The sequence below is a fragment of the Sphingobacterium anhuiense genome (genome assembly GCF_042686355.1).
In the GTDB taxonomy this organism is placed as follows: domain Bacteria; phylum Bacteroidota; class Bacteroidia; order Sphingobacteriales; family Sphingobacteriaceae; genus Sphingobacterium; species Sphingobacterium anhuiense.
This window is the reverse complement of record NZ_JBHUPE010000015.1, coordinates 27,048-52,255: the sequence shown is the minus strand read 5'-3', so window position 1 is coordinate 52,255 and position 25,208 is coordinate 27,048. Positions and strand designations below refer to the sequence as shown.

The 25,208-nt window shown below is 34.7% G+C and carries 20 protein-coding genes and 3 tRNA genes; 12 read left to right on the top strand and 11 right to left on the bottom strand.

Annotated elements, in window-relative coordinates; all coding sequences use genetic code 11:
* The first annotated feature begins 71 nt into the window (after nucleotides 1-71).
* Together ACFS6I_RS22900 and ACFS6I_RS22895 are read left to right on the top strand one after the other, a co-directional pair.
* Nucleotides 72-2,267 carry an FUSC family protein gene (locus tag ACFS6I_RS22900; protein WP_346600365.1) on the top strand — a complete coding sequence of 732 codons (2,196 nt, stop codon included), beginning with the start codon at nucleotides 72-74 and terminating at the stop codon, nucleotides 2,265-2,267.
* 20 nt (nucleotides 2,268-2,287) lie between these two features.
* Nucleotides 2,288-3,268: a YpdA family putative bacillithiol disulfide reductase gene (locus tag ACFS6I_RS22895; protein ID WP_380924037.1), complete on the top strand. Its 981-nt coding sequence runs from the start codon at nucleotides 2,288-2,290 to the stop codon at nucleotides 3,266-3,268.
* 1 nt (nucleotide 3,269) lies between these two features.
* On the opposite strand, the gene ACFS6I_RS22890 is transcribed toward ACFS6I_RS22895, so the two are convergent.
* The gene (locus ACFS6I_RS22890) at nucleotides 3,270-3,875 is read right to left on the bottom strand and encodes a TetR/AcrR family transcriptional regulator (RefSeq protein WP_380924036.1); all 606 of its coding nucleotides are present in this window, start codon (nucleotides 3,873-3,875) and stop codon (nucleotides 3,270-3,272) included.
* A gap of 104 nt (nucleotides 3,876-3,979) precedes the next feature.
* Here ACFS6I_RS22890 and murB point away from each other — a divergent pair, with 104 nt between their 5' ends.
* The 3 genes from murB (at nucleotide 3,980) to ACFS6I_RS22875 (ending at nucleotide 6,039) form a co-directional block, all read left to right on the top strand.
* Nucleotides 3,980-4,996 (top strand): UDP-N-acetylmuramate dehydrogenase, encoded by a 1,017-nt coding sequence (gene murB / locus ACFS6I_RS22885; RefSeq protein WP_380924034.1) that lies wholly within the window; start codon nucleotides 3,980-3,982, stop codon nucleotides 4,994-4,996.
* A 264-nt stretch (nucleotides 4,997-5,260) separates the two neighbouring features.
* The gene (locus ACFS6I_RS22880) at nucleotides 5,261-5,773 is read left to right on the top strand and encodes an RNA polymerase sigma factor (protein WP_021191074.1); all 513 of its coding nucleotides are present in this window, start codon (nucleotides 5,261-5,263) and stop codon (nucleotides 5,771-5,773) included.
* Nucleotides 5,774-5,793: 20 nt separating this feature from the next.
* Nucleotides 5,794-6,039, top strand: coding sequence for a cytochrome b5 domain-containing protein (locus tag ACFS6I_RS22875; RefSeq protein ID WP_021191075.1), 246 nt, complete (start codon nucleotides 5,794-5,796; stop codon nucleotides 6,037-6,039).
* On the opposite strand, the gene ACFS6I_RS22870 is transcribed toward ACFS6I_RS22875, so the two are convergent.
* Nucleotides 6,040-6,954, bottom strand: coding sequence for a PfkB family carbohydrate kinase (locus ACFS6I_RS22870; RefSeq protein WP_031288945.1), 915 nt, complete (start codon nucleotides 6,952-6,954; stop codon nucleotides 6,040-6,042). It lies immediately after the preceding gene.
* A 62-nt stretch (nucleotides 6,955-7,016) separates the two neighbouring features.
* Nucleotides 7,017-7,090, bottom strand: a tRNA-Asn gene (locus tag ACFS6I_RS22865).
* Nucleotides 7,091-7,299: 209 nt separating this feature from the next.
* Between ACFS6I_RS22865 and ACFS6I_RS22860 the strand changes: the two genes are divergently transcribed.
* Nucleotides 7,300-8,880 carry a S41 family peptidase gene (locus tag ACFS6I_RS22860; protein WP_380924031.1) on the top strand — a complete coding sequence of 527 codons (1,581 nt, stop codon included), beginning with the start codon at nucleotides 7,300-7,302 and terminating at the stop codon, nucleotides 8,878-8,880.
* 39 nt (nucleotides 8,881-8,919) lie between these two features.
* Here ACFS6I_RS22860 and ACFS6I_RS22855 read toward each other — a convergent pair.
* The 3 genes from ACFS6I_RS22855 to mgtE form a co-directional block, all read right to left on the bottom strand.
* Nucleotides 8,920-8,993: transfer RNA gene (locus tag ACFS6I_RS22855), tRNA-Asn, on the bottom strand.
* Between the two features lie 121 nt (nucleotides 8,994-9,114).
* Nucleotides 9,115-9,188: transfer RNA gene (locus tag ACFS6I_RS22850), tRNA-Asn, on the bottom strand.
* Nucleotides 9,189-9,321: 133 nt separating this feature from the next.
* Entirely contained in the window at nucleotides 9,322-10,704 is a 1,383-nt protein-coding gene (mgtE, locus tag ACFS6I_RS22845) for a magnesium transporter (RefSeq protein WP_132772046.1), read from the bottom strand.
* 556 nt (nucleotides 10,705-11,260) lie between these two features.
* Between mgtE and ACFS6I_RS22840 the strand changes: the two genes are divergently transcribed.
* Nucleotides 11,261-14,074, top strand: a complete 2,814-nt coding sequence (locus tag ACFS6I_RS22840; RefSeq protein WP_380924029.1) for a hypothetical protein — start codon at nucleotides 11,261-11,263, stop codon at nucleotides 14,072-14,074.
* A gap of 59 nt (nucleotides 14,075-14,133) precedes the next feature.
* On the opposite strand, the gene ACFS6I_RS22835 is transcribed toward ACFS6I_RS22840, so the two are convergent.
* The gene (locus tag ACFS6I_RS22835; protein ID WP_380924027.1) at nucleotides 14,134-15,324 is read right to left on the bottom strand and encodes a phosphoglycerate kinase; all 1,191 of its coding nucleotides are present in this window, start codon (nucleotides 15,322-15,324) and stop codon (nucleotides 14,134-14,136) included.
* A gap of 114 nt (nucleotides 15,325-15,438) precedes the next feature.
* Nucleotides 15,439-17,202: a signal peptide peptidase SppA gene (sppA, locus tag ACFS6I_RS22830; RefSeq protein WP_132844086.1), complete on the bottom strand. Its 1,764-nt coding sequence runs from the start codon at nucleotides 17,200-17,202 to the stop codon at nucleotides 15,439-15,441.
* Nucleotides 17,203-17,313: 111 nt separating this feature from the next.
* On the opposite strand from sppA, the gene folK reads away from it, so the two are divergent.
* On the top strand, nucleotides 17,314-17,805 hold the full coding sequence (gene folK, locus ACFS6I_RS22825; protein WP_380924025.1) for a 2-amino-4-hydroxy-6-hydroxymethyldihydropteridine diphosphokinase: 492 nt from the start codon (nucleotides 17,314-17,316) through the stop codon (nucleotides 17,803-17,805).
* Nucleotides 17,798-18,145, top strand: coding sequence for an Hpt domain-containing protein (locus ACFS6I_RS22820; protein ID WP_237682893.1), 348 nt, complete (start codon nucleotides 17,798-17,800; stop codon nucleotides 18,143-18,145). Before folK ends, ACFS6I_RS22820 begins: the two co-directional genes overlap by 8 nt.
* A 3-nt stretch (nucleotides 18,146-18,148) precedes the next feature.
* Here the strand turns inward: ACFS6I_RS22820 and ACFS6I_RS22815 are convergent, their stop codons facing one another.
* On the bottom strand, nucleotides 18,149-18,826 hold the full coding sequence (locus ACFS6I_RS22815; RefSeq protein ID WP_380924023.1) for a CDP-alcohol phosphatidyltransferase family protein: 678 nt from the start codon (nucleotides 18,824-18,826) through the stop codon (nucleotides 18,149-18,151).
* Nucleotides 18,827-18,894: 68 nt separating this feature from the next.
* A complete protein-coding gene (rho, locus tag ACFS6I_RS22810; RefSeq protein ID WP_021188684.1) occupies nucleotides 18,895-20,376 on the bottom strand; it encodes a transcription termination factor Rho in 1,482 nt (493 codons plus the stop codon).
* Between the two features lie 332 nt (nucleotides 20,377-20,708).
* Here rho and ACFS6I_RS22805 point away from each other — a divergent pair, with 332 nt between their 5' ends.
* From ACFS6I_RS22805 to ACFS6I_RS22795, 3 genes are all read left to right on the top strand, one after another.
* Complete coding sequence (locus tag ACFS6I_RS22805; protein WP_132772053.1) at nucleotides 20,709-22,436, top strand: MFS transporter; 1,728 nt, start codon at nucleotides 20,709-20,711, stop codon at nucleotides 22,434-22,436.
* Between the two features lie 246 nt (nucleotides 22,437-22,682).
* Nucleotides 22,683-23,537 carry an N-acetylglucosamine kinase gene (locus ACFS6I_RS22800; protein ID WP_380924020.1) on the top strand — a complete coding sequence of 285 codons (855 nt, stop codon included), beginning with the start codon at nucleotides 22,683-22,685 and terminating at the stop codon, nucleotides 23,535-23,537.
* A 132-nt stretch (nucleotides 23,538-23,669) separates the two neighbouring features.
* Nucleotides 23,670-24,488: a UDP-2,3-diacylglucosamine diphosphatase gene (locus ACFS6I_RS22795; RefSeq protein WP_132844091.1), complete on the top strand. Its 819-nt coding sequence runs from the start codon at nucleotides 23,670-23,672 to the stop codon at nucleotides 24,486-24,488.
* A gap of 32 nt (nucleotides 24,489-24,520) precedes the next feature.
* Here the strand turns inward: ACFS6I_RS22795 and ACFS6I_RS22790 are convergent, their stop codons facing one another.
* Nucleotides 24,521-25,204 (bottom strand): metal-dependent hydrolase, encoded by a 684-nt coding sequence (locus tag ACFS6I_RS22790; RefSeq protein ID WP_380924018.1) that lies wholly within the window; start codon nucleotides 25,202-25,204, stop codon nucleotides 24,521-24,523.
* Between the last annotated feature and the right edge of the window lie 4 nt (nucleotides 25,205-25,208).

Sequence of the window (25,208 nt, the reverse complement as noted above, 5' to 3'; positions counted from 1 at the left end):
AGGCTATGCTTTTACAATAAAAAGCATAGCTTTTCCTATTCAATCTTGTATATTTGTTTGTATTCGATATTATGAAGCAGACACAAGAGATAAAGAGTTTTTTTTATAGCCAATATTTCGCAGATGGTATTAGGATAACCATTGGGTGCATAGTTCCTGTCATTATTTTTGCTGCCATGGGTCAATTCATAAATGGTACATATGTGTCATTAGGAGCCTTATTGGTCGGATTATCAGACACGCCCGGAGCCCCTTCCCATCGCCGTACCGGAATGTATTTTGCAGGTATATTAACCATCATTACCTTTATACTTACTGTTTCCGTAAACGCTAATATCTATTTATTGACCATACTCATTGCGGCATTATGTTTTATCTTCGCAATGTTTGCAGTTTTCAATGCCCGAGCTGCGAATGTAGGATTAATGTGTATGCTAATGATGTTGATACATGTCGATACGCCATTTACCCTATTTAGTGCCCTATCATATCTATTTTACTATAGTATCGGATGCCTCTGGTATATCATCATCAGCCTATCCATCACGCAGATTCGTCCATACAGATTAACACAGCAGGAACTCGCAGAATCCATTCGTCATGTTGCCGATTACCTCAGATTAAAGGCTAATTTTTATGATATCAATGTAGATAATAATAAGAATTACCTTAAACTTATCGAAAAACAAGTAGAAGTAAATGATCATCAGGAAAATGTAAGAAACTTACTTTTTCAAAGTAAGCGATCCATAAAAGATACCACCAAAACGGGCCGCTATCTAACCTTTGTCTTCAATGATATCATTGACCTTTTTGAACAAAGTATGGCGACACATTATGACTATAACACCGTCAGTGAAAAATTTGGTCATACCGGTATTTTGAACGAATTCAAACATATCATTTTAAAACTGACGAATGAGCTCGATCACATTGCATATCAACTCAATGCCAACAGAATGCCGAAACCTATGTACAACTTTGATCAAGAGATCAATTTATTACATAAAAAAATTGATACTGTTGAAAAAGAGCTTCAATACAGTACGATTGCCTTAAGGAAGATTTTAATAAATGTCCGAGATATCATCAGACATATTAATGATATCTACAGCTATTCCCATTTAAAATCTACAGAAGTTAATAAAATGGAAATTGACGAAGCAAAAAAATTTATAGAACCTTCGATCATTGATTTTAAAAAAATAAGAGAAAATTTAACCCTAGAATCTACTTATTTTAGACACGCATTACGCATGGCTATTGTCATGTCTGTTTCTTATTTTGTAGCCAAATCATTTCATATAACTGAAAATATCTTTTGGATACTTTTGACGATTATGGTGATTTTAAAACCTGGTTTTGGCTTAACAAAATCAAGAAATATACAGCGTCTCATGGGAACCGTAATCGGCGGTCTTATTGGCGCTCTTATTTTATTCGTAGTTCACGATGAAACAATTCGCTTTGTTTTGCTTATTTTTTTCTTCTTAAGTGCATACAGTCTTTTTCGGGTCAATTATATCGTTGCTGTTATTTTTATGACGCCCTATGTACTCATTATGCTAAGTTTTGTAAGTACAAATACCATGGAGGTAACAAAAGAGCGTATTTTAGATACTTTCATAGGTGGCATGATTGCATTTTTGTCCAGTTATGTCATTTTCCCCAATTGGGAAGCGACGCAGGTCAAATTCTCCATGCAAAAACTACTTATCGCAAGCTATCACTATATAGCACTAACTTTAAAAGAAATCGCAGGAAATGAGCCCACTATTACAGAATACAAACTGGTAAGGAAAAAACTTTATGTTGAAACAGCCAATATGGGGTCAACCTTTCAACGCATGTTAACGGAACCAAAAAATAAACAGAAATACACAAAAGATGTAAACAAGTTTGTTATTTTTAACCATGTTTTAGCCTCGTTTGCAGTTACCCTGCATAATCAGGTTACATCCTCAAGAGTCAACCACACAATAACAAAAGAACATATTAAATTGATCCGTAAAATATTAAGTTCTTTAGAAACGGCTATCAAAGCATTGGCCAACCCCAATGAAGAAAATCAATTTATACCTGTAGATTTTCAAATACCAGAAAATCAAATATCAGTTGATGAAACGGTAGATGAAAACAGTACTTTAATGACCGAACAACTTCAATTTATTACTAAAATTGTTGCAGACATAGCTAAATTGGTACAGCAATTAAAAGAAAAAACAAGCGCTGAGATCGACCCCATGTTAAACAATAAAATGCATTAATTTTCATACAACAAGCAACTATGCACGATAATTATTACGATATCATCATTGTAGGCGGAGGACCAATTGGACTGGCCTGTGCTTTAGAAGCATCTTTAAATAACAAGACATACCTGATCCTGGAGAAAGGATGTTTGGTGAACTCGTTATATAATTATCCGCAGAATATGACTTTCTTCTCCTCTTCTGACCGCTTAGAAATTGGCGACATCCCATTTGTAACCACCTTACCTAAACCAAAAAGAGCAGAAGCATTAGAATATTATCGCCGCATCCAGCAGAAATTTAAGCTCAATACCCGATTATTCGAAGAAGTAACTGAAATAAGAAAAGATCACCATCTTTTCAAAATCAATACGATAAAAAACACCTACAGTTCGAAAAATGTCATCATTGCTACTGGGTTTTACGACATCCCCACGCTACTTAATATTCCAGGTGAGGAATTAGAAAAAGTAAAACATTATTATCAGGATCCGCACTATTATGCCAATCAAAAAGTAATTGTAGTTGGAGCAAGCAATTCATCAATTGATGCCGCGCTTGAGACTTATAGAAAAGGCGCAGACGTGACGCTCGTGATTCGTGGAAAAGAAATTAGTTCAAGAGTAAAATATTGGGTCAAACCAGATATTGAAAACAGAATCGCCTCCGGCGAAATACGTGTACTATATAATAGCAAATTAAAAGAGATCACAGATTCGCACGCACACGTCCATACCCCAACAGGCGATATCATACTAGAAAATGATTTTGTTTTGGCCTTGACAGGATACCAGCCAAATTTCAACTTTCTCAAAAAAATCGGTATTAATATTCCCTCCGAATCACCCTGTCTTCCTGAACATGATCCTGATAGTATGGAAACAAATATTGATGGGTTGTATCTTGCAGGAGTTGTCTGCGGAGGTTTAAATACTCATTTATGGTTCATTGAAAATTCACGAATACACGCAAAACAAATTTTAGCAGATATCAAGAAGAAAGAAATGAGGGAATAATTTACTTTCTTAAACCTCTCAAAAATATTTGCATCATCTTCTTTTGCAAACTTAAGATCACGTCAAATTCATCCTTGGTCGGAAACAGCATATTCTTCATATCTTTCAATATTCCCATTCTCATTCCAAACAAAGAATATAATAAAATGCGGGCAGTCTCTTCAACATCCTCTACCTCGATTTTATCAGTTTCAACACCTATTTCTAATATTTCAGCAAAAAGATCAACTTCCCTTACATAAGATTGTTTGAAAACGCGTTCCAGTTCTTCAGGAAGTTCTTTGACCATATTGATCGTATATTCAAAAAGATTATAATATTGATTAATTAGTTCAACTCTTTTATCGATGGTATACATCATGATTTCTTCAAAATCATCACAGGAGTTGATCTTCTCTCTAATATCCTGCACCATCTTATCAATCACATACTCGAATACAGCAGAATAAAGACTATTCTTATCTGGAAAATAATAATAAAGAAGTGCTTTTGAAAAGTTCAGATCAGTTGCAATTTCGGACATGGTTGTTTTGGCCATACCAAAATGAGCAAATCTACGCGTTGCTGCCTCTAAAATCCTTGTCCTCTTTAAATCTGCATTTGCCATCAATTCAAAAATTAATTACACATAATAACTGCTTTGTACTATCTTTACTAACTATTATATAAAGATAATTTATTTTTTTGAATTTTTGAAAAAACTAGTCAACAATGGGTATAAATATACAGTCAGATATCTCTTTAAAAAAATATAACACATTCGGCATTAATGAAGTTGCTGCACATTTCATTGAAATAACAGAACCCACTCAGTTATTAAGCGCTTATGAAGCCGGAATATTTGAAAAAGATTTCTTGACATTGGGAAGTGGAAGCAATATTTTATTTACCCAACCATACGCAGGTTATATTATTAAAATCAACATTAAGGGGATTACAGCAAAACAGCATCAGAACGACATTTTTATCACCGCTGCAGGTGGTGAAATATGGAATGAACTCGTGTGGTTCTGTGTCAATAATAATTATAGTGGTCTAGAAAACATGGCTCTAATCCCTGGTACAGTGGGCGCTTCTCCAGTTCAAAACATAGGCGCATACGGCACTGAGCTTATGGACATTTTTTACAGTTGTATTGCTTTCGACACATTAGAAGGAGTGTTTAGAATATTCTATAATGAAGATTGCAAATTTTCCTACAGGGATAGTATTTTCAAATCAGAACAAAAAGGACGATATATAATTACAGAGGTTACTTACAAACTTAATTCTTCTCCATCAATAAATACCTCTTATGGAGCCATAAGTGCCGAACTAAAAAAAAGAAATATAAGTGATCCTACCATAAAAGATATTGCGGAAGTGGTATCCTTTATTCGAGTTGAAAAATTACCTGATCCAAGTACGGTAGGCAATGCCGGAAGCTTTTTTAAAAACCCAATTATTTCATCAAATAAATATCAGGGATTAAAAGAACTCAATCCAGATATAGTCAGTTACAACATGCCCGATGGTGGTGTAAAGTTAGCTGCAGGCTGGTTAATAGAGCAATGCGGATGGAAAGGGAAAGTAATCGGCCAGGCAGGTGTATGGAAAAATCAAGCACTTGTACTAATAAATGTACAATCTGCAAGCGGAACTGAAATTTTTGAATTATCGTCTAAAATAATAAACGATGTTGATCAAAAATTCAATGTAAAGTTAGAACGTGAAGTAAATATTTTTTGATTTTTAATAAAAAAATATTTTAAAAATAGCTTTATAAAAATGGTCATTTAAGGCTTCTGGCTAGGCGTTTTACACAAAATAACATTTCTATAGACGAAACTTCCTGTTAAATATTTATTAAATTTATATCAATTCTCAATAATTAGCATACTATTTGCGATTAGTCTACTGAACCGTATTAAAATCGCTGAGGAATCAACATTTCAATTTCTCACTCAGTGTTTTGTAAACCATTCATTTTAAAGTGAATAAAAATTCAGTGATATGACTAAGTATGAATTCAACTCGTTAGTGGTAGAGCAGTCAGACTCTCTAAAACACTATGCAAAGAAGTTTACAAATGACAACGAAGATGCTAACGATTTAGTGCAGGATACTCTGCTTAAGGCTGTTACATATTTCAACAACTTCAGAGAAGGAACCAATCTTAAAGGATGGTTATATACTATTATGAAAAATACATTCATTAACAATTACCGCAGAATTGTTAAAACGAATTCTTTCATAACAAAAGAAGAAGAAATTTCAAATGCAAACTTGATCTTATCAGCATCAAAAAATCAAGGTGAAAACAAATTTGTCATGGAAGACATCCATGATGCGCTTTCAAAATTATCAGAAGACTACTACGTTCCATTCAGCATGTATTTCGAAGGCTATAAATACCATGAAATTTCAGAATATTTAGCAATCCCAATTGGAACTGTAAAAACACGGATACATATCGCCCGCAAAGTAATGAAGAAATCATTATCCACATATAAACTTATCGACTAAGTTTTTTATAACTTCGTCGTATGGACAATCATGAGGAGTTAACGGTATATTCTAAATCAAAACTTGCTTTACGAAATGGGCAAGATAAGCCTGAAATATGGGTTGCTTTTCAGGGCATTATATATGATGTTACAGAAAGTCGATTATGGAGGTCCGGAAAACATTACGAACATTGGGCAGGTCAAGACCTAACTGAGGAGCTTTCAGAAGCTCCTCACTCAGATCAAGTATTTAAAAAATTTCCTATAATAGGAAAGATCGGATAATTAAATATCAAATTTAGATAAAGCAACAAAGGCTTTTAATCGAGCTTCAATCTCGTCTTGCGTTAACGTTTGCAAACGCTCCGTACCGAATTTCTCAACACAGAATGATGCTAACGCCGATCCATAGATAACTGCATTTTTCATATTAGTGAAGTTAATCGTTTTTACCTTCGCCAGATATCCTATAAAGCCACCAGCAAATGCATCACCAGCACCTGTTGGATCGAATACTTCTGCCAGTGGTAATGCTGGTGCAGAGAAAATTTGTCCTTCACCAAACAATAATGCACCATGTTCACCTTTTTTAATAATCAAATATTTAGGTCCCATCTCAAGAATAGTTGCGGCAGCTTTTACCAACGAATATTCACCAGATAATTGACGCGCTTCACCATCGTTGATTGTCAAAACATCAACATGCTTCAACACCGCTTTCAAATCATCCATCGCGATATCCATCCAAAAGTTCATGGTATCCAAAACAACCAATTTAGGTTTGTTCTTTAGACGATTTAAAGTAGTCATCTGAATCTGAGGTGTAGCATTGCCTAATAGCAAAAACTCACAATCCTGGTAGCTCTCAGGAATAATCGGATCAAAATCAGCTAATACATTCAATTCTGTAGTGATTGTATCACGGCTATTCATATCATTATGATACTTACCAGCCCAGAAAAATGATTTACCACCTTCAATAATCTGAATTCCCTCTACATTTACACCTTTACTCGTAATGATATTTAAGTTATCATCACCAAAATCTTCACCGATTACACCTACTAATTTCACCTGGTCATATAAAAAAGACGCAGAAAGAGCTGCAAAAGTACCTGCTCCGCCAACAATTTTATCTGTTTTACCAAAAGGCGTTTCGATAGCGTCGAATGCTACCGTGCCCATTACTACTAAACTCATAGTATATAAATAAATAACTGTAAACAAAAAAAAACCGGCTATAAAGCCGGTTTCACCTAACGCTCCTGAAGCTGGGCTCGAACCAGCGACCCTCTGATTAACAGTCAGATGCTCTAACCAGCTGAGCTATTCAGGAATCTTCATAAGAAAGATGACTATATATCTTTCTCTTTTGATGCCACAAAAATAGCTAAATCCAACGTATTTCCAAATCTTTTTTAAAGATTTTTTACTTTTTTTTCATCTAAATATTCATCATATTTAGATTATCAAATTGTAGCGATTGAAAACAAGGTAATTACATAGCTTAACCATCACTATAAATTTCTTACATAACCGATTTTCATGAATAAACCACTTTTAAAAACAATCACATTGCTTTTATTTACTCCTATGCTGTTCAGTTGTAGTAAAAAAAATCTAGTGGAAGAAAAGCCGAAGGAGAACGTTGTAGAACCAGAACCTGAAAAAAAAGTCAGTCGCGTAGATCGATTGGCTGACTCACTATTCTACTATGCACAGGACATTTATTTCTGGAACGACCAATTACCCACGTATGAAGTATTTAATCCAAGACAATTTAGCAAAGGAAGCGTCGAATTCAATAGCTTGAATAAAGTACTATTTAATATTACTAGATATGGTACAAACCCTGCTACTGGCAAACCATATGAATACAATGAAATCGATAATAACGATACAAAATACAGTTACATCGACAAAGAAAGCTACAATGGAAGTAAATCATTTATTAAAAAAAATGAATTGTCAAACCTCGATTTAGAAGGAAATGGAGACGATTTAGGTCTGAAGATAGGCCTATATGGGGTCGAGCAGAATTACAAGATTCTAGTTCAATTGACTTATCCTGGATCACCAGCAGCAATTTCGGGATTACAACGTGGAGATATCATCACCGAAATCAACGGAGTTAAGTATGGCACGAATTTCAATCATGAAGTACCCTCCTTAAGCAACGCGCTTTTTGAAAGCCAATCTGCAATTATTAAAGGAAAAAAAAGTAGCGGTACCCCATTTGAGCTGACCTTGAACAAAATAAAGTATCAAACAAAATCAGTCATTAAAGACAGCATATATTTAGATAAAACAAAAAAGGTTGGCTATTTTGTTTTCAATTCCTTCTCCAAACTAAGCCACACCCAAGCCGATTTAACGGCAACCTTTAATAAATTTCAGCATGCCGGTATTACAGATCTCATAATTGATTTGCGCTACAACGGAGGTGGGTATATCAATACTGCCGAATTTCTTGCCAATAAAATAGCTCCAAATTCATTAAATGGGAAAGTTATGTTTACTGAAAACTTCAACAGCACCATGCAAAACAATAAAACAAAATATTTAAAGAACTTGAGCATTGAAACGACAAACAGTAAGGGTGAGAAAGTTAAGGTCAGATACACCGATTTAGATTACAGTATTTCGGGGAATACATTCAAATTCAACCCTACAGGTAATTTAAATATCAATACCCTTGTATTTATTGTAACAGAAAATACAGCCTCAGCAAGTGAGTTATTGATCAATATATTTAAACCACATCTAACCGTAAAAATCGTGGGAGCAAAAACCTATGGAAAACCAATTGGTTTTTTCCCCTTGACAATCGGCGGTTATGATGTCTATTTCAGTATGTTTGAATCACGAAATGCATCAAATGAAAGCGATTATTATAACGGTATATCCGTTAACAAATCAAGTAACGATGACGCCTACTACCCTTTCGGCAATTTAAATGAACAATCGTTTAAAGCCGCATATGATTACATCGTAACAGGAAACTTTTCGAATAGTACATCTATGCTCTCCGGTAAAGCATCGGGTTCAAACCAACTTCATAAATTAAAAGTGCTCTCTCCTCCGCAATTTAAAGGAATGATTGAAAACAGAATCAAATCACACTAAACGCAAAAAGCCTTTCCAAACTGGAAAGGCTTTCATTTGCTCCTGAAGCTGGGCTCGAACCAGCGACCCTCTGATTAACAGTCAGATGCTCTAACCAGCTGAGCTATTCAGGAATCATTCAAGAGTATATTACTATAGCTCTTTGGTTATTTAAGAATTTGCATTCTTATCTCTTAAATACATTCAATCTAGACTTTCGATTGAATCACGATTTTACTATCTAAAATCGTTTTGCTCCTGAAGCTGGGCTCGAACCAGCGACCCTCTGATTAACAGTCAGATGCTCTAACCAGCTGAGCTATTCAGGAATCCGGTTAATTTTCCGAAGCGTCATTTCCGTTTCGGTGATGCAATTATCGGAAGATTATTGCAATCTTACAAATCTTTTAAAAACATTTTTTGCAACTCCCTCGCTTCCAACAAGAATAATTTTCATCTCATTTAGATCAAAACACCCTTTAAGAGTAAAACAGCAAATGTGAAGTAAATTAATAGGCCGGTCACATCGACCAAAGTCGATACAAATGGAGCTGAAGAGCTAGCAGGATCAGCACCAAGCTTTCTTAAAATAAAAGGAAGCATAGATCCCATTAAGGATCCCCACAGCACAACTCCTACTAATGAAAAGCCAACCACAAGACCCACTAAAACCCAATGTTCACCATAAGCATCAGAAAAACCCTGAAAAGTCATAATTCTGATGAAACCTAAAATACCTAATATTAAACCAAGCAGAAAACCAGAAACGATCTCCCTCTTCATAACACGCCACCAGTCCCCTATCGTAATCTCTCCCAATGCCATCGCTTGAATGATCAATGTAGATGCTTGTGAGCCACTATTACCACCGCTCGATATGATCAGTGGCATCAATGCGAAGAGCATGATAGCACTCGCCAATTGATGTTCAAAATGCTCAATGACTGTCGCAGTTAACAGTTGACCGAAAAATAAGACCACTAACCACCCAGAACGTTTTTTAACTAAATTAACGATCGACACATCCAGATATGGTTCATCTAAAGCTTCAGTTCCCCCAAATCGTTGCATATCCTCCGTATACTCTTCATTTGCCACCCAAAGAATATCATCGATCGTAACAATACCTAACATTATTCCCTGCTCATCAACAACAGGTAAAGCAACTCGATTATTCATCCGGAAAATATTCACAGCCTCTTCTTGTGGGTCATTCGCATGTAGAGAAATAAGTCTATTGTCAATAAGATCACCAACAACAACATTTGGATCTGCCATTAATACATCTTTAATACGAATATCGTCTATTAATTTACCTGCGGCATCAATGACATATAAAACATCAATTGTTTCCGAATTTTTACCATAACGGCGAATATGCTCAAGAATTCGGATGATATTCCAATGTGGTTTTACAGTGATATAGTCTGGGGTCATCAGACGCCCCACACTATCTTCAGGATAACCTAATAAAGAAAGAGCTTCTTTACGATCCTGAGGTGGCAGTAAAATAATCAATTGTTTTACGACATCACCATCCTTCAGTTCACTGAAAAATGATGTCCGGTCATCCGGAGGCATCTCATTAATTAATTCACTAATTTTTGCACCTGAAAGCTTCTTAAAAATACGCTCTTGCGTAGGGAAATCTAAAATACGAAATACATTAACCGCACGGTTCAAATTTAATGTTTCGATGAATATGTGGCCATATTCGGGTAGCTCATCGATTAACGCCTCTACATCCGAAATATTTAGCTCATTTAAATATGCTTGTAACCCCTCATTATCCTTCGACTCAATGAACTGTTCGATTTGTTCTACCTGCATTTCCAATTCTTCCATAATTCCCTTTCTTTACTAATATGCTACATCGGTGTATTTAAAATTTTATGCAAAAATCGTCTTTTTAAAAATAATATAAGAATTTATTTATTACCTATTGAAAATAGAAATTTTCAATAGGTAATAGAACAATAAAAAACATATTCTAATGCAATATTAGATCATAAAATACAGATCGTGATCATAATCAATACACCTAATCTATAGAAAAATAAATTATAGTGTCTTCAAAAATAATCTCCAAAAACAACCCCTTAAAAAACAGTTACTTATAAAAAGTTAGATCTTATTTTTCTTAAATCCAATTCATAAAATCTCCAAATAAGACAATCTTAATCAAAGAAAATAACAACAACACTAACTATCAATTCATTACAACATAAAGAACAAGTAACTGAGTAAATTGAAATAAAAAACCTATATTTAATTTGCAAATTATTGAATACATTTAAACGAATTACAAAACATAAACACCTAACGATCAAGCTATATAGTTATTCGAATGTTAAAAAAACAACCATCGATCTAAAATAATTAGCAACAGCAACTTAAGTACATGAAAATCTACCTACTCTCCTTCATACTATCGATTTTAACTTTTCATAAAGGTATTTGCCAAATCTTTGAAGACAGTCAGGCACCTCCATCGCAAAAATGGCATCAGATTGACACTAAAGAATTTAAACTGATCTTTCCGGTCGAAATGAAAAAAAAGGCTTCAACGCTTGCCAGTCAAATTACACACTATTTAAAAACAAACCATAAAGACTTACAAGTAAAACCGCGTAAAATTTCTTTAATTCTTCAAAACACCGAACTTCGTCCTAATGGTTTTGTCCAACTCGCTCCACGCAAATCGGAGCTGTACAGCAGTCCAACCCCTGAGCCAGATAATCAGGAATGGCTCTCCAATCTAGCATTGCACGAACTTAGACACGTTGCTCAATTTGATAAATTGACCGGAAAATTAAAGGCACCGTTCTTAGAACAGCTTGCCCTTGCTATATACGGTCTAACGTTGCCTTCCTGGTATTTTGAAGGTGATGCAGTCTGGGCAGAAACATTTTATTCTAAAGGAGGAAGAGGTCGACTCCCCTCTTTTGAAATGACGCTAAAAGCTAATGAAAGAACTGATAAAAAATATAAATTCGAGAAATATTTATTAGGTTCTTATCGTGATAAAATACCGAGCTATTATACCATTGGTTATTTCATGACCAATTATTTAAAACAAAACGTAAAGGAGAACTTTGAACCCGAACTGTATCAAAACATCAACAAAAATATATTGATGCCCTACAATTTTAGTCGGTCGCTAAAAAAAACAACTGGATTTAATAATACGAGTCTATTTGCACATACGATGGATGATCTGAATATTAAATGGAAAAAAGAAGAACATGAAAGTCCAACGCTCTCCTACCCGATAATTGAACCAACATCCAGTAAAAACTATCAGGATTGGTTATTGCCTAAAAACAATCACGACAATAGCACCCTATCTATTTTACAGACCCCAGAAAAAACAGCTGAAATCGTTAAAATAGATAACAACTATAAAATAGAATCATTGTTAAAATTGGGAAATCAAATCGTCCCAAACTATGATTTCAGAAATAATATGATTGTATGGGATGAAGTTAAAAGAGATATCCGATACACCAAAAGATCCTACAATGTAATCAACCTTTACCATTTAGAAACAAAAAAGCGAGAGCAGATTAGTTTTAAAAGTCGCTATTTCTATCCCATACTACACCCATCCAAAGCAGAAATACTGACAATTGAAGTGGATTTAAGTAATCAGACAGCAATTCTATTGCTCGATATTAAAACAAAAAAAATATTAAAAAGAATTCCGATAGCTTCCGATATTTATCTTCAACAGCCTTCATTTAATGAAGAGGGCTCAAAAATAGTAGCTATTGCTATTTCAAACAAAGGCACAAACTTAGTAGAAATCGAATTAGAATCCTCCCAAATTACTTTTCTTCAGGACTGGAGCAATGAACAATTTGAAAGACCGCAATACATAAACGATCACCTTTTTCTGTTTAAAGCACAATATTCAGGTGTCGATAATTTATATCAATATAATAAACTATCAAAAGCATTAACGAAGCTTACAAATACCACTTTCGGAGCTTTCAACCCCTCTTATGATGCCAATAAAAAAGAAATTCTCTTTAATAATTACCAGTACAATGGATACAAAATATCCAAAATAACATTTAATGATACCGATACAGTTCTTAAGAACCCATATAGCGTAAAAACTATTAGTAAAAATTTAAAAAACAAAATTGATAGCATCACAGAAAGTGTTTCAGATTACAATGTAAATCCTTATAAAGGCCTATCGAGAACATTTAATTTTCACAGCCTTTCCCTTAGCAACACCAATTTCGAAAGCTTAGACAACTTCAAACCAGGTATATTCTGGCTTTCCAACAATATTCTGAATACAACACAATTTGTACTTGGTTACGAATACGATACCGATATTAAAAAATCTATTTACTCTGCAACCTTAAATTACAATAAATATTTTCCCAAATTCACACTTAAATATGAAAACAAAGGACAGATAGGAACAGCAAAAATCAATAGTAAATCTGATAGCACGATCAATTTCGATTGGAGAGAGCATGATATAAGTGGTCAGATCTCCATTCCATTGGCTTACTATAAAAGCAATTATGTCTATAGCTTAGGTTTCAATTTTGCGACATCATACCTTCAACGATACAACACAAGTATTAAAAACCTTAAAAACTTCGACTCAAAGGTATTGTTCCCGTTAACTTATCAAATTTATTGGAATAGAAACGCCATGATGTCAAAAATGGATATCACACCTCGATGGGGGCAAAACTTTAGTATGACTTATCGCCACCTTCCATTCGAAGATCAAGAAGGAAATCTTTTCTCCATTAGAAGCGGATTCTATATTCCTGGATTTATCAGCAATCATGGATTTCAAATTAGATTTGGTTATCAAAAAGCATCAGGCCGCTATCAATACAGCAACGATATACCAACAATTAGCGGCTACGGGTACTATAAATACGAGAAAATTAAAAACACCTTATTACTAAACTACAGATTCCCGATCAGCTATCCAGATTGGGCAGTTGGAGGCATAACGTATATCAAACGAATTAAGGGAGGGGTATTTGCCGACTATCAAAATATCCATCACCAGTCCGACATGAGTCCAAAAACTTTCGGTCTTTCTGTGTCAGCAGATTTTAATGCTTTCAGATACCCATTACCCAATTTTGAAGCCGCTCTTAAACTCACTTATATCAACGATGTTACCGCTACACAAAGAGTTGTACCAACCGTTAGTTTAAATTATACATACTAAAATCTTAAAACAGGAAAAGGCATCTAACGATGCCTTTTCTGTTTTATATTTCAACGTGATTACCCTTCGATAGCCTTTACTCCAGGTAAAACTTTACCTTCCATATATTCTAACAAAGCACCCCCACCAGTAGATACATAACTTACCTGTTCAGTCATGCCAAATTTAGAAACTGCAGCTGCAGAATCACCACCACCGATCAATGAAAATGCACCTTTTCCAGTTGCATTGACCACCGCATCGGCAACAGCTTTTGTACCTTTAGCAAAGGTATCAAATTCAAAAACCCCCATAGGACCATTCCAAAGAATAGTTTTAGACGATTCAATTATTTTTGCAAACGCTTCTCCAGATTCTTTACCAATATCCAATCCTTCCAATTCCGCAGGGATCTGATCATTCGGTCCATCATAAACTGTTGCATCATTTGAAAATTTATCCGCAATTTGAGCATCAGTCGGTAATACCAGGTTAACCCCTTTTGCTGCTGCTTTCTTAACCAATTCCGTTGCCAAGTCCAACTTATCTAGCTCAACTAATGACTTACCGATCTCTCCACCACGAGCTTTAATAAAAGTATAAGCCATACCTCCGCCTATAATCAGGTTATCAACACGATCCAATAAAGCTTCGATTAATTCTAATTTATCAGAAACCTTCGCCCCTCCCATGATAGCAGTAAATGGACGTTCAGCCTTATTCAACACTTTTTCTGCATTACCAATTTCTGCAGCCATTAAATACCCGAAATATTTCGCATCAGGGAAAAATTGAGCAATAACAGCAGTAGAAGCATGAGCACGGTGAGCTGTACCAAAAGCATCATTGACATACACATCACCCAATTTTGATAATTTCTCTGCAAATGCAACATCACCTTTTTCTTCCTCTTTGTAAAAACGAAGGTTCTCCAAAAGTAAAACTTGACCTGGTTTCAAATTTTTTGCTTTTTCAACCGCATCTTCACCAATACAATCAGCAGCAAACTGAACATCCACCCCTAACACTCCAGATAAATGTGAAACAATGTGCTTTAATGAATATTTATCTGTAGGCCCATCTTTTGGTCTACCTAAGTGTGACATCAAGATAACAGATCCACCATCATTTAATATTTTTTTAATCGTGGGTGTCGCACCTTGAATTCTATTATCATCTGTAATATTAAAATTGTCATCCAAAGGAACATTAAAATCTACACGTATTAGCGCTTTTTTGTCAGCGAAGTTTAAGTTGTCAACTGTTTTCATCTCTATTATTTATTATGAAGTATTTACCCACCTATTCAAATGGACAGCTAAATATAAAAAAAGCCTTTTACTATCCGAATAATAAAAGGCTTTTTTTGATAAAATGAAAAATAATTAATGTATTTCAATCGAATACGGCAATTTCGCCATAATACCAGATTGTCCAGAAACTTTTTTGATCACATCAAAGTAATTATAGAATTCTCCCATTTGCTGTTGTGCCATCCATATTTGAACCTTTTCCTTAGACGAATTTAAAAAAGTTGAAATTGCATCCTCTTTGGCAGGATATTGCTTAACTGCATATTGACCTATTTTTGCTTTCTTTGCTGCTGCTTTAATAGCATCATCAATACCTCCTATACGATCTACCAATCCAATCTCTACAGCCTGTTTACCAGTCCACACACGGCCCTGACCAATAGTATCAACCTGAGCAACCGTTATTTTACGACCATCAGACACACGCTTCATAAACGTTTGATAAACACGATTAACCTCCATCTGGATGATATCGCGTTCTTCAGCAGTTAAAGGACGATCCGGAACCATACCTAGATCAGAGAATTTGCCAGTTTTCACACCATCAAAATGAACACCTATTTTATTATTCAATAAATTCTTAAAATTTGGAATAACCCCAAAAACCCCGATTGAACCTGTAATCGTATTATTCTCAGCAAAGATTGAATCTGCTGCCGCCGAAATATAGTAACCGCCCGAAGCCGCATAATCCCCCATAGAAACTATGATCGGTTTTACTTGCTTTGTCAACTCAACCTCTCTCCATATGACATCAGACGCTAAAGCAGAACCTCCAGGAGAATTAACACGGAAAACAACTGCTTTCACATTATCATCTTGTCTTAACAAACGTAGCTCACGTGAAATTTTATCGGATCCAATCTCACCTTTAGTTCCCTCTCCTCCTACAATTGCACCTTCAGCATACAAAACAGCAACCTGATTAGATTCAGAACCACTCGGCATCTTCGATTTATAGTCAATTAGGGATACAACAGATAGATCATCTTTTGTTGCTACGTTCAATCTTTTCTTTAATTCTAAAATCAGCTCATCTTTATATAATTTAGCATCAGCCAATTTATACCTTACAGCATCATCAGCGTTACGGACCAAATAATTTGTAGCTATACTCCTTAATGAGTCAGCAGACATTTTTCTTGAAGTTGAAATTTCCTGAATAAATGAATCATAGATACTTCCTAAATAAGAATTAACCTGTAAACGGTTCGCCTCACTCATTTGGTTTAAGAAATAAGGTTCAACAGCACTCTTAAAAGTTCCCACTTTTACAACCTGCATATCCACACCAAATTTATCAAACGCATCTTTCATAAACATGGTGGAGCTTGCCAATCCTTTAAAATCAACAGTCCCTTCTGGATTCACATATACCTTATCTGCAACACTAGCGACGTAATAAGCTTTTTGAGAATAGCCCTCGTTGTAAGCCACAATAAATTTACCCGATGACTTAAAGTCTACCAAAGCATCTCTAATCTCTTTAAGACTAGCAAATCCAGTAGCAATTGTACTTGCATCCATAAAGATCCCTTTAATCTTACTATCTTCTTTAGCTGTTCTTATTCTCAACAGAATATCATCAAGACCAAGATTTTTCAAATTATAACCAGGAATATCCAAGGAACCAAAAGGATTATCTATGGAACGTTCTGTAATCTCATGATTAAATGAAAGATACAATATTGAATTATCCTTAACCATAACTTCTTTTTCCGAAGATGCAGAAGTTACTAACGCGCCGATAATACCTAACATTATAATAAATAAAACTACCGATGATATCACAATTCCCGTGACAGTAGCAAGTACATACTTAAAAAATGATTTCATAAAATGAATAATCTAAAGTTCAATTGATTTATTAGTTGCCAATTTAGTACAAATGTTACAAATAAATTTTTAAATCTTTCATTTAATTAACTAAAATTCTATATTTATAAGGTGAAAAGCATCTACATTTTATTAGGAGCAAACCTGGGAGATCGTTTAATGCAATTAAACAGCGCATTAAGCGCTCTGGAGGATTCCTTGGGCAACATTGCAAAAGTTTCAGCTATTGTCGAAACCGAAGCTTGGGGGGTAGAAGATCAACCGAGTTTCTTGAACCAAGTAATTGAAGTCAAAACATTTCTTAACCCAATAGAGGCGCTTGAAATCTGTCAAAGTATAGAAAATCAATTAGGGAGAGTTCGTTCAGAAAAATGGGGAGCACGCGTGATCGATATTGACATTTTATATTACGAAAATGAGCACATTAACTTGCCTAACCTCCAAATTCCACATCCCTATATACAGGATCGTAAATTTACACTAATTCCACTAGTCCAGATCGCTCCAGAATATATACACCCTGTTTTAAAAAAGAGCAATAAGGAACTGTTAGCAGTATGCACAGATCCCTTAGACGTAAACATCTACAAAAAAAATGTATAAACACATAAAACCAGATATTATCAAGCAAAGTATGTTTAATAATGAGGACATGATAAAAGAGTTTATCGCCCTTTACCGAACACAAACTCCTTTAGATTTTGAAAAATTAACAGCAGCAATAACAGCGAAAGACTATCAGGAGATTAATAATGCAGCACACCATATCAAACCTACTATGGAATACATTGGAGCACCACATTTAAAAGAGCAACTGCAGCTCATAGAATCATTAGCAAAAGAAACCGCTGACATCAATCACATTGAATCGGAATGCTCCTTATTAAAAATACAATTCGATGAATTATTTACAGAATTAGAGCAGTATGAAAAATCGATTTAATCTTTATTTCAAACGTTGAAAATGTAACAGTGAAAGCAAGATATAGCTTAATAAAATAATTGGCAATGCCACGAATTGAAAAACAGCAAATAAGACAACCGCTAAAATCACAAAAATAAATTTATATTTATTTTCAGACCAAGCCATTGACGATAGCTTCATAGAGAACAATCTAATTTCACTAACCAATAAAAAACTTGTTAATGCAGTGCTGATCAAGAGAAAGAAGGGGTTTAATATAATATCTGGATATTTTTCAGCAATAAAAGGCAGTGATAAGACATAAAAAGTATTCATAGGTGTATTTAATCCTATAAAATCAGTCGTTTGGCGTTCATCCAGATTAAATTTTGCCAAACGAAGCGCAGAAAACACGGTTACCACAAAACCTAAATAAGCAAACAAGGGTTGCTCAATAAAAACCTCAGACAATAACATATAAAGGATAGCACCTGGCAAGAAACCAAAACTAACCATATCAGCCAGTGAATCTAATTCCTTACCGATATTGGATTTGACATGTAAAAGCCGTGCTACCATACCATCGAAGAAATCAAATATACCAGAAGCCAATACACAATAAGCTGTTGTCATATAATCACCTTTAAGTGCCATTAACACCCCGATACATCCACTAAATAGATTCAAACAGGTTATGGTATTAGGAATATGTTTTTTCATATTTTCAATATAAATAAAAAGCCATCATTTTTTATAAATGATGGCTAAATTATTAAAATCAAATGGAATTACCCATTCATGCTAATCAAAAACTCTTCATTAGACTTAGTACCACGCATTTGCGCTAATAAAAACTCCATTGCTTCATTAGAATTCATATCCGCCAAGTGATTGCGTAATATCCAAAGACGACGAATCGATTCTTTATCCATTAATAAATCATCACGACGCGTACTTGAAGCTGTTAAATCGATAGCAGGGAAAATACGTTTGTTTGCCAATTTACGATCCAACTGCAACTCCATGTTACCAGTACCTTTAAACTCTTCAAAAATAACCTCATCCATTTTAGAACCAGTCTCTGTAAGAGCTGTTGCTAAAATAGTTAAAGAACCTCCGTGCTCGATATTACGAGCAGCACCGAAGAAACGTTTTGGTTTATGTAAAGCATTTGCATCCACACCACCTGATAATATTTTACCAGATGCAGGGGCAACTGTATTATAAGCACGAGCCAAACGTGTAATTGAATCTAGCAAGATCACGACATCATGACCACACTCGACCATACGTTTTGCTTTCTCTAAAACAATATTTGCGATTTTTACATGACGCTCTGCAGGTTCATCAAAAGTAGATGAAACCACTTCAGCACGTACACTTCTTGCCATATCTGTCACCTCCTCAGGTCTCTCATCGATTAATAAGATAATCAAATAAACTTCAGGATGGTTTTTAGCGATCGCATTTGCAACCTCTTTCAACAAATTGGTTTTACCTGTTTTAGGTTGAGCTACAATAAGACCACGTTGTCCTTTACCTATAGGAGTGAACAAATCCATGATACGAGTCGAATAGTTGCTTGTACCCAAATCCAAATTCAAACGTTCATTAGGGAATAATGGCGTTAAGAAATCAAAAGGAACTCGGTCACGAATTTCAGCAGGATTTTGACCATTGATCGCTTCTACACGTACCAATGGAAAATATTTCTCACCTTCTTTTGGAGGTCTAATGCTACCTCTGACTGTATCACCAGTTTTCAAACCAAATAATTTGATTTGCGACTGAGAAACGTAAATATCATCTGGAGATGTAAGATAATTATAGTCAGAAGAACGTAAAAAACCATATCCATCAGGCATAATTTCCAACACACCTTCATTGACAATAACATTGTCAAAATCTGCATTTGATGAAGCTGTTTCTACTTTTGGAGGTGCTGACTTAATTGCGGGAGCTGCTTTTATATTTTCTTCAGATTCTGAGATTGCTACTTCGCTAGCTGAATCTGTTTCTTCATTTTCTTTTTTACGGATAGTAACCGGCTCAGACGCTTTTGCGGTTCTTATTCTTTTTCGAGGTCTCTCCGTTGACTCATCATGATTTTCTTCCTTTTTTTCAGAAGTATTTTCGGACTCATCACCAGTGCTGATTATCTTTTCAATTAACTCTTGCTTTCTAAGCTTATCAGCGTCACCGATACCTATTAATTTTGCAATTTCGCGTAATTCAGACACGAGTTTTGCATTTAATTCATTAATATCCATTAAATTTTTATTATGATATATTAGGATTTTATTTTAAAATGAAATTTACTACACTCCATTAATCATTTTGATTAACAAACAAAGGGATTTAAGAACTAAGTGATTTCTTCTATACCTGAAGCGGAATAAATTATGAGAACCTGCACAAAGAAAAAAAACAAATCTGACAATTCAAAATTATTTGTAAAAAAAAACATACTTATAACAAATCATATCTTGTTAAAACGTTTTACTAAAAAATCAAACGTAGTTATTAACAACAATATTATATTTAAATATGATATATTTTTTTGTAAGTTAGCGGTGCAAAAAAAACAAAGCAAACGATTTAGATGGAAAATAAACTCATTAAAACAAATTATCCCGCCTTATATACATTAATAATTGTATTTTTCTTTTGGGGTTTTATTGCAGCAGGAAATAGCGTATTTATTCCCTTTTGTAAAAACTACTTTCACTTAGACCAATTTCAGTCACAATTGATTGATTTTGCATTTTACACCGCTTATTATCTTGGTGCATTATTACTTTTTATTTTCAGCACATTTTCAGGAAAAGATTTAGTTGGTAAATGGGGCTATAAAAAAAGTATTGTCTATGGTCTATTATTCTCAGCATTAGGTGCAGGAGCAATGATCGTGGCAGTAGAAGTAAATGTATACATCGGTATGTTACTTGGACTTTTCACTGTTGCCTTAGGTTTTTCATTACAACAGACCGCTGCAAATCCATTTGCAGTTTTATTAGGAGATCCCAAAACTGGTGCTTCACGTGTCAATTTAGGCGGTGGTATCAATTCTTTCGGAACAACAATAGGACCGTTAGTTATCGGTTTTGCGTTATTCGGAACATTTGAGAAAATATCCGATTCCGAAATAGCTAATTTACCTTTAGACAAAGTCGTTTTCCTATATATAGGTGTAGGCTTATTGTTTCTACTAGCAGCAAGTTTGTTTTACTTCAGTAAAAAGGTGCCTGCAGGAATAAGCAATGAACCTATGGAAAAAGCTAATAAAGCCCTTAATACTTTGGTTATCATGACCATCTTGCTTTTTGCCATGTTCGCTCCTGTATTTTTAAGTTACAAAAGTGAAGTAGCAATTCAGGTAGATCAATTACAAGCACAATTAAAATCTTTAGTTGATCCAGCAAGTATAGAGCAATTAAAACTTCAGATTAAAGAGATTGCTCACCCCCTTGAAATACAACGTATGCTATGGTTAGCAGGTGCACTGATTGTTGTTGTTGGTGGATTGATTTTTGCAAATGTAAAAGCGCAGAAAAACCCAGAAGGATGGGGAGCTATGAGATACCCTCAACTTGTATTGGGTATGATTGCCCTATTTTTGTACGTTGGAGTTGAAGTAGCCATAGGAAGTAACTTAGGTGAACTACTTACATTAAAAGAATTTGGAAGCCTACAATCATCGCAAATTACGCCTTACGTTTCTATGTATTGGGGTAGTATGATGATTGGTCGTTGGGCTGGAGCGATTACAGCGTTTAACCTAACTAAAACAACTAAAAACATATTACTTATCATTGTTCCACTTGTCGCATTTTCTATTATTATAGGCGTCAATGCAATGGCGGGCTTTGAAATGTCACACCTATACTATTATGTTGTTTGTATACTTATACAAATCGGAGCATTTTACCTAAGTAAAGAAAAACCTGCGAGAACATTAATCGTTTTCGGTCTATTCGGAATTATCGCTATGACTGTTGGTTTATTATCTTCAGGTACAGTAGCTATTTACTCTTTCTTAGCAGGAGGATTAGCTTGTTCCATCATGTGGTCATCAATCTTCAGCCTTTCAATCGTAGGACTTGGAAAATATACAGCACAAGGATCAGCATTCTTAGTCATGATGATCTTAGGTGGTGGTGTTATTCCCCCTATCCAAGGAAAATTAGCTGATATCATAGGTATCCACAACTCTTACCTACTTCCATTGTTAGGTTTTGCCTACATTGTATTCTTTGCAATAGCAGTAAAATCAGTACTCAAAAAACAAGGAATTAATATTGATGATGTTGAAGCAGAGGGATCACATTAAGCTTATTGATAAAGCTAACTAATTGTAAAAAATACACTATTAAATCAATTTAATAGCATCTTAAAAAAAAGGCCTTAAATACAATTTTAAGGCCTTTTTTTTCAAATTGCTGTAAAGTAGATGAAATAATTTTTCATTTTAGTGCTTTGATCATACATAAATTATAAATAAAAAAATGTATTTTCGAAAATCGGATTCAAATGATCCAATTTTAAAACGAAAAAACTCAATTAAAACTACTCAATAATGATTATTATTGCTGACGGCGGGTCAACGAAAACAAACTGGTGTTTGTTGGATGATTCAAACAAAAAAATTTACTTCAATACAGAAGGGTATAACCCATATTTTGTAGATAGCGAATACATCGTTAACTCTTTAAGAAAAGGCTTACCAAATGATTTACCTTTTGATGAAATTAAAGAGGTTAACTATTACGGTGCAGGCGTTCATAATAAAGAAAAAGCAGAAATCGTTATTAAAGCTATCCAAGAAGTTTTCCAACATGCTCAAGTTGAGGTTGGTCACGATTTATTAGCTGCCGCAAGAGCTTTATTAGGTACTGAATCAGGTTTTGCTGCCATTCTAGGAACAGGTACCAATTCTTGTATTTATGATGGAAATGACATTACCTATAACATCGACTCATGTGCTTACATCTTAGGTGATGAAGGTAGCGGAAGTTATATCGGTAAAAAATTATTAACAGATTACATCCGTGATTTAATGCCTCAAGATGTTCGTAAAGTATTTTACGACACCTACAAGATCACTCCAGATGAAATCATGGATACCGTTTACACAAAGCCATTAGCGAACCGTTTCTGCGCAAGTTTCAGCAAATTTGTTTACGACAACAATGTGAATATTGAATATACACGTGCTATTGTAGATGATGCTTTCGAAGCATTTTTCAAAAACTTAGTTAGTAAATATCCAAACTATCAAGAATATACATTCAACTGTATCGGTTCTGTAGGCTATAATTTCCGTAATGTTTTGGAGGAAAAAGCAGTACAGTACGGCATGAAAGTTGGCAAAATATTACGTTCCCCTATCGATGATTTAGTTCAATTCCACATCAATAGAGCGTCAAAATAGTTTCAAGCTATTTTAGTATTAAAAATATAAAGGGTGAAGATACGATCTTCACCCTTTATATTTTTAATAATTTCATAACAAAGCATTTATATACAGATCATAATAAAATGCGTCTTTTGAAAAACGGAAGTTATGAAAAGAAATCTCGATATCGTAGTATTATCAGACATTCATCTCGGAACACATGGAAGTCACGCAAAAGAGTTACTCTATTATTTAGAGTCGATCGCACCAAAAATGCTGATTTTAAATGGCGATATAATCGATATTTGGCAATTCAAAAAAAGCTATTTCCCATCCGAGCATTTACATGTTATCAAAAAAATAATCGATCTCAGTGCCAATGGTACCGAAGTGCATTACATCACCGGTAATCATGATGAAATGCTCCGAAAATTTGCAGATTTAAAACTTGGCAATATCAAATTAACCAACAAGCTCTTACTATCCCTTAACAATAAGAAAGCATGGATATTCCATGGTGACGTATTTGATGCCTCCATCCATCATTCAAAATGGTTAGCAAAATTAGGCGGTTGGGGATACGATAAACTGATCCAATTAAACCATATGATCAATTGGATCTTGCTTAAAATGGGTCGTGAGAAATATTCATTATCAAAAAAAATAAAGAACAGTGTTAAAAAAGCTGTCAAATACATTTCTGATTTTGAAGAAACAGCCACTGAACTAGCTATTGAAAAAAATTACGACTATGTGATCTGTGGACACATCCATCAACCACAAATTAAAGAAGTCATTACCCGGAAAGGAACAGTGACTTACATGAACTCAGGTGATTGGGTTGAAAACTTAAGCAGTTTAGAATATCATAACGGCGAATGGCGATTATTTCATTACGAAGATTATAAAGAATCCATTCTCAAAAACAAGCTGACAGAAACACCACTATTCACCTTAGAAGATCTAAAAAATCTGGTAACGATATAACAAATAAGGGGGATTTGCATCCCCCTTATTTGTTATAATTCAAATGATTCACCAATTGCAGGTAAGTATAATGTCTTACCATAATTTGCGAATTTTTCAGAAGCATTAACTTTATCAATGGTAATAGGAGGAAATGTATCGTAATGCACACCCACTATTTTATCACAATTAATAAATTCTGCCGCCTTTACCGCATCATCAACATCCATGGTATAATGTCCACCGATAGGTAAAAATGCCCAATCCAATTCAAGATCTGCCAAAAGCTTCATTTCCATTGTAAGCGCTGTATCTCCTGCGAAATAAATTTTCTTGTTACCAGAATGCAGAATGAAACCAACAGGAAATCCACCATATTGTCCGTCAGGAGTGCTATTTGTATGCATAGCATACACCATCTTCACAGTCCCAAAAGAAGTGACAATAGTTCCTCCTAAATTGAACTCAATTACTTTTTCATCCGGAACTCCTTGTTTCCTAACCCATGCGGCAGTCTCTACAATAGCTGCAACAGTTGCTTGGCTATTTTTTTGAATCTGTGCCATATCTGCCACGTGATCCTGATGACCGTGACTTAAAAAAATATATTCTGGTAATAGAGCATTAACGTCTACACCCTTTGCCAAGGGATTATAAGTGATAAAAGGATCCATTAATACCTCGTGTCCATCAAAATTGAACATAACACAAGATTGTCCGTAATATGTCGCTTTCATAAAA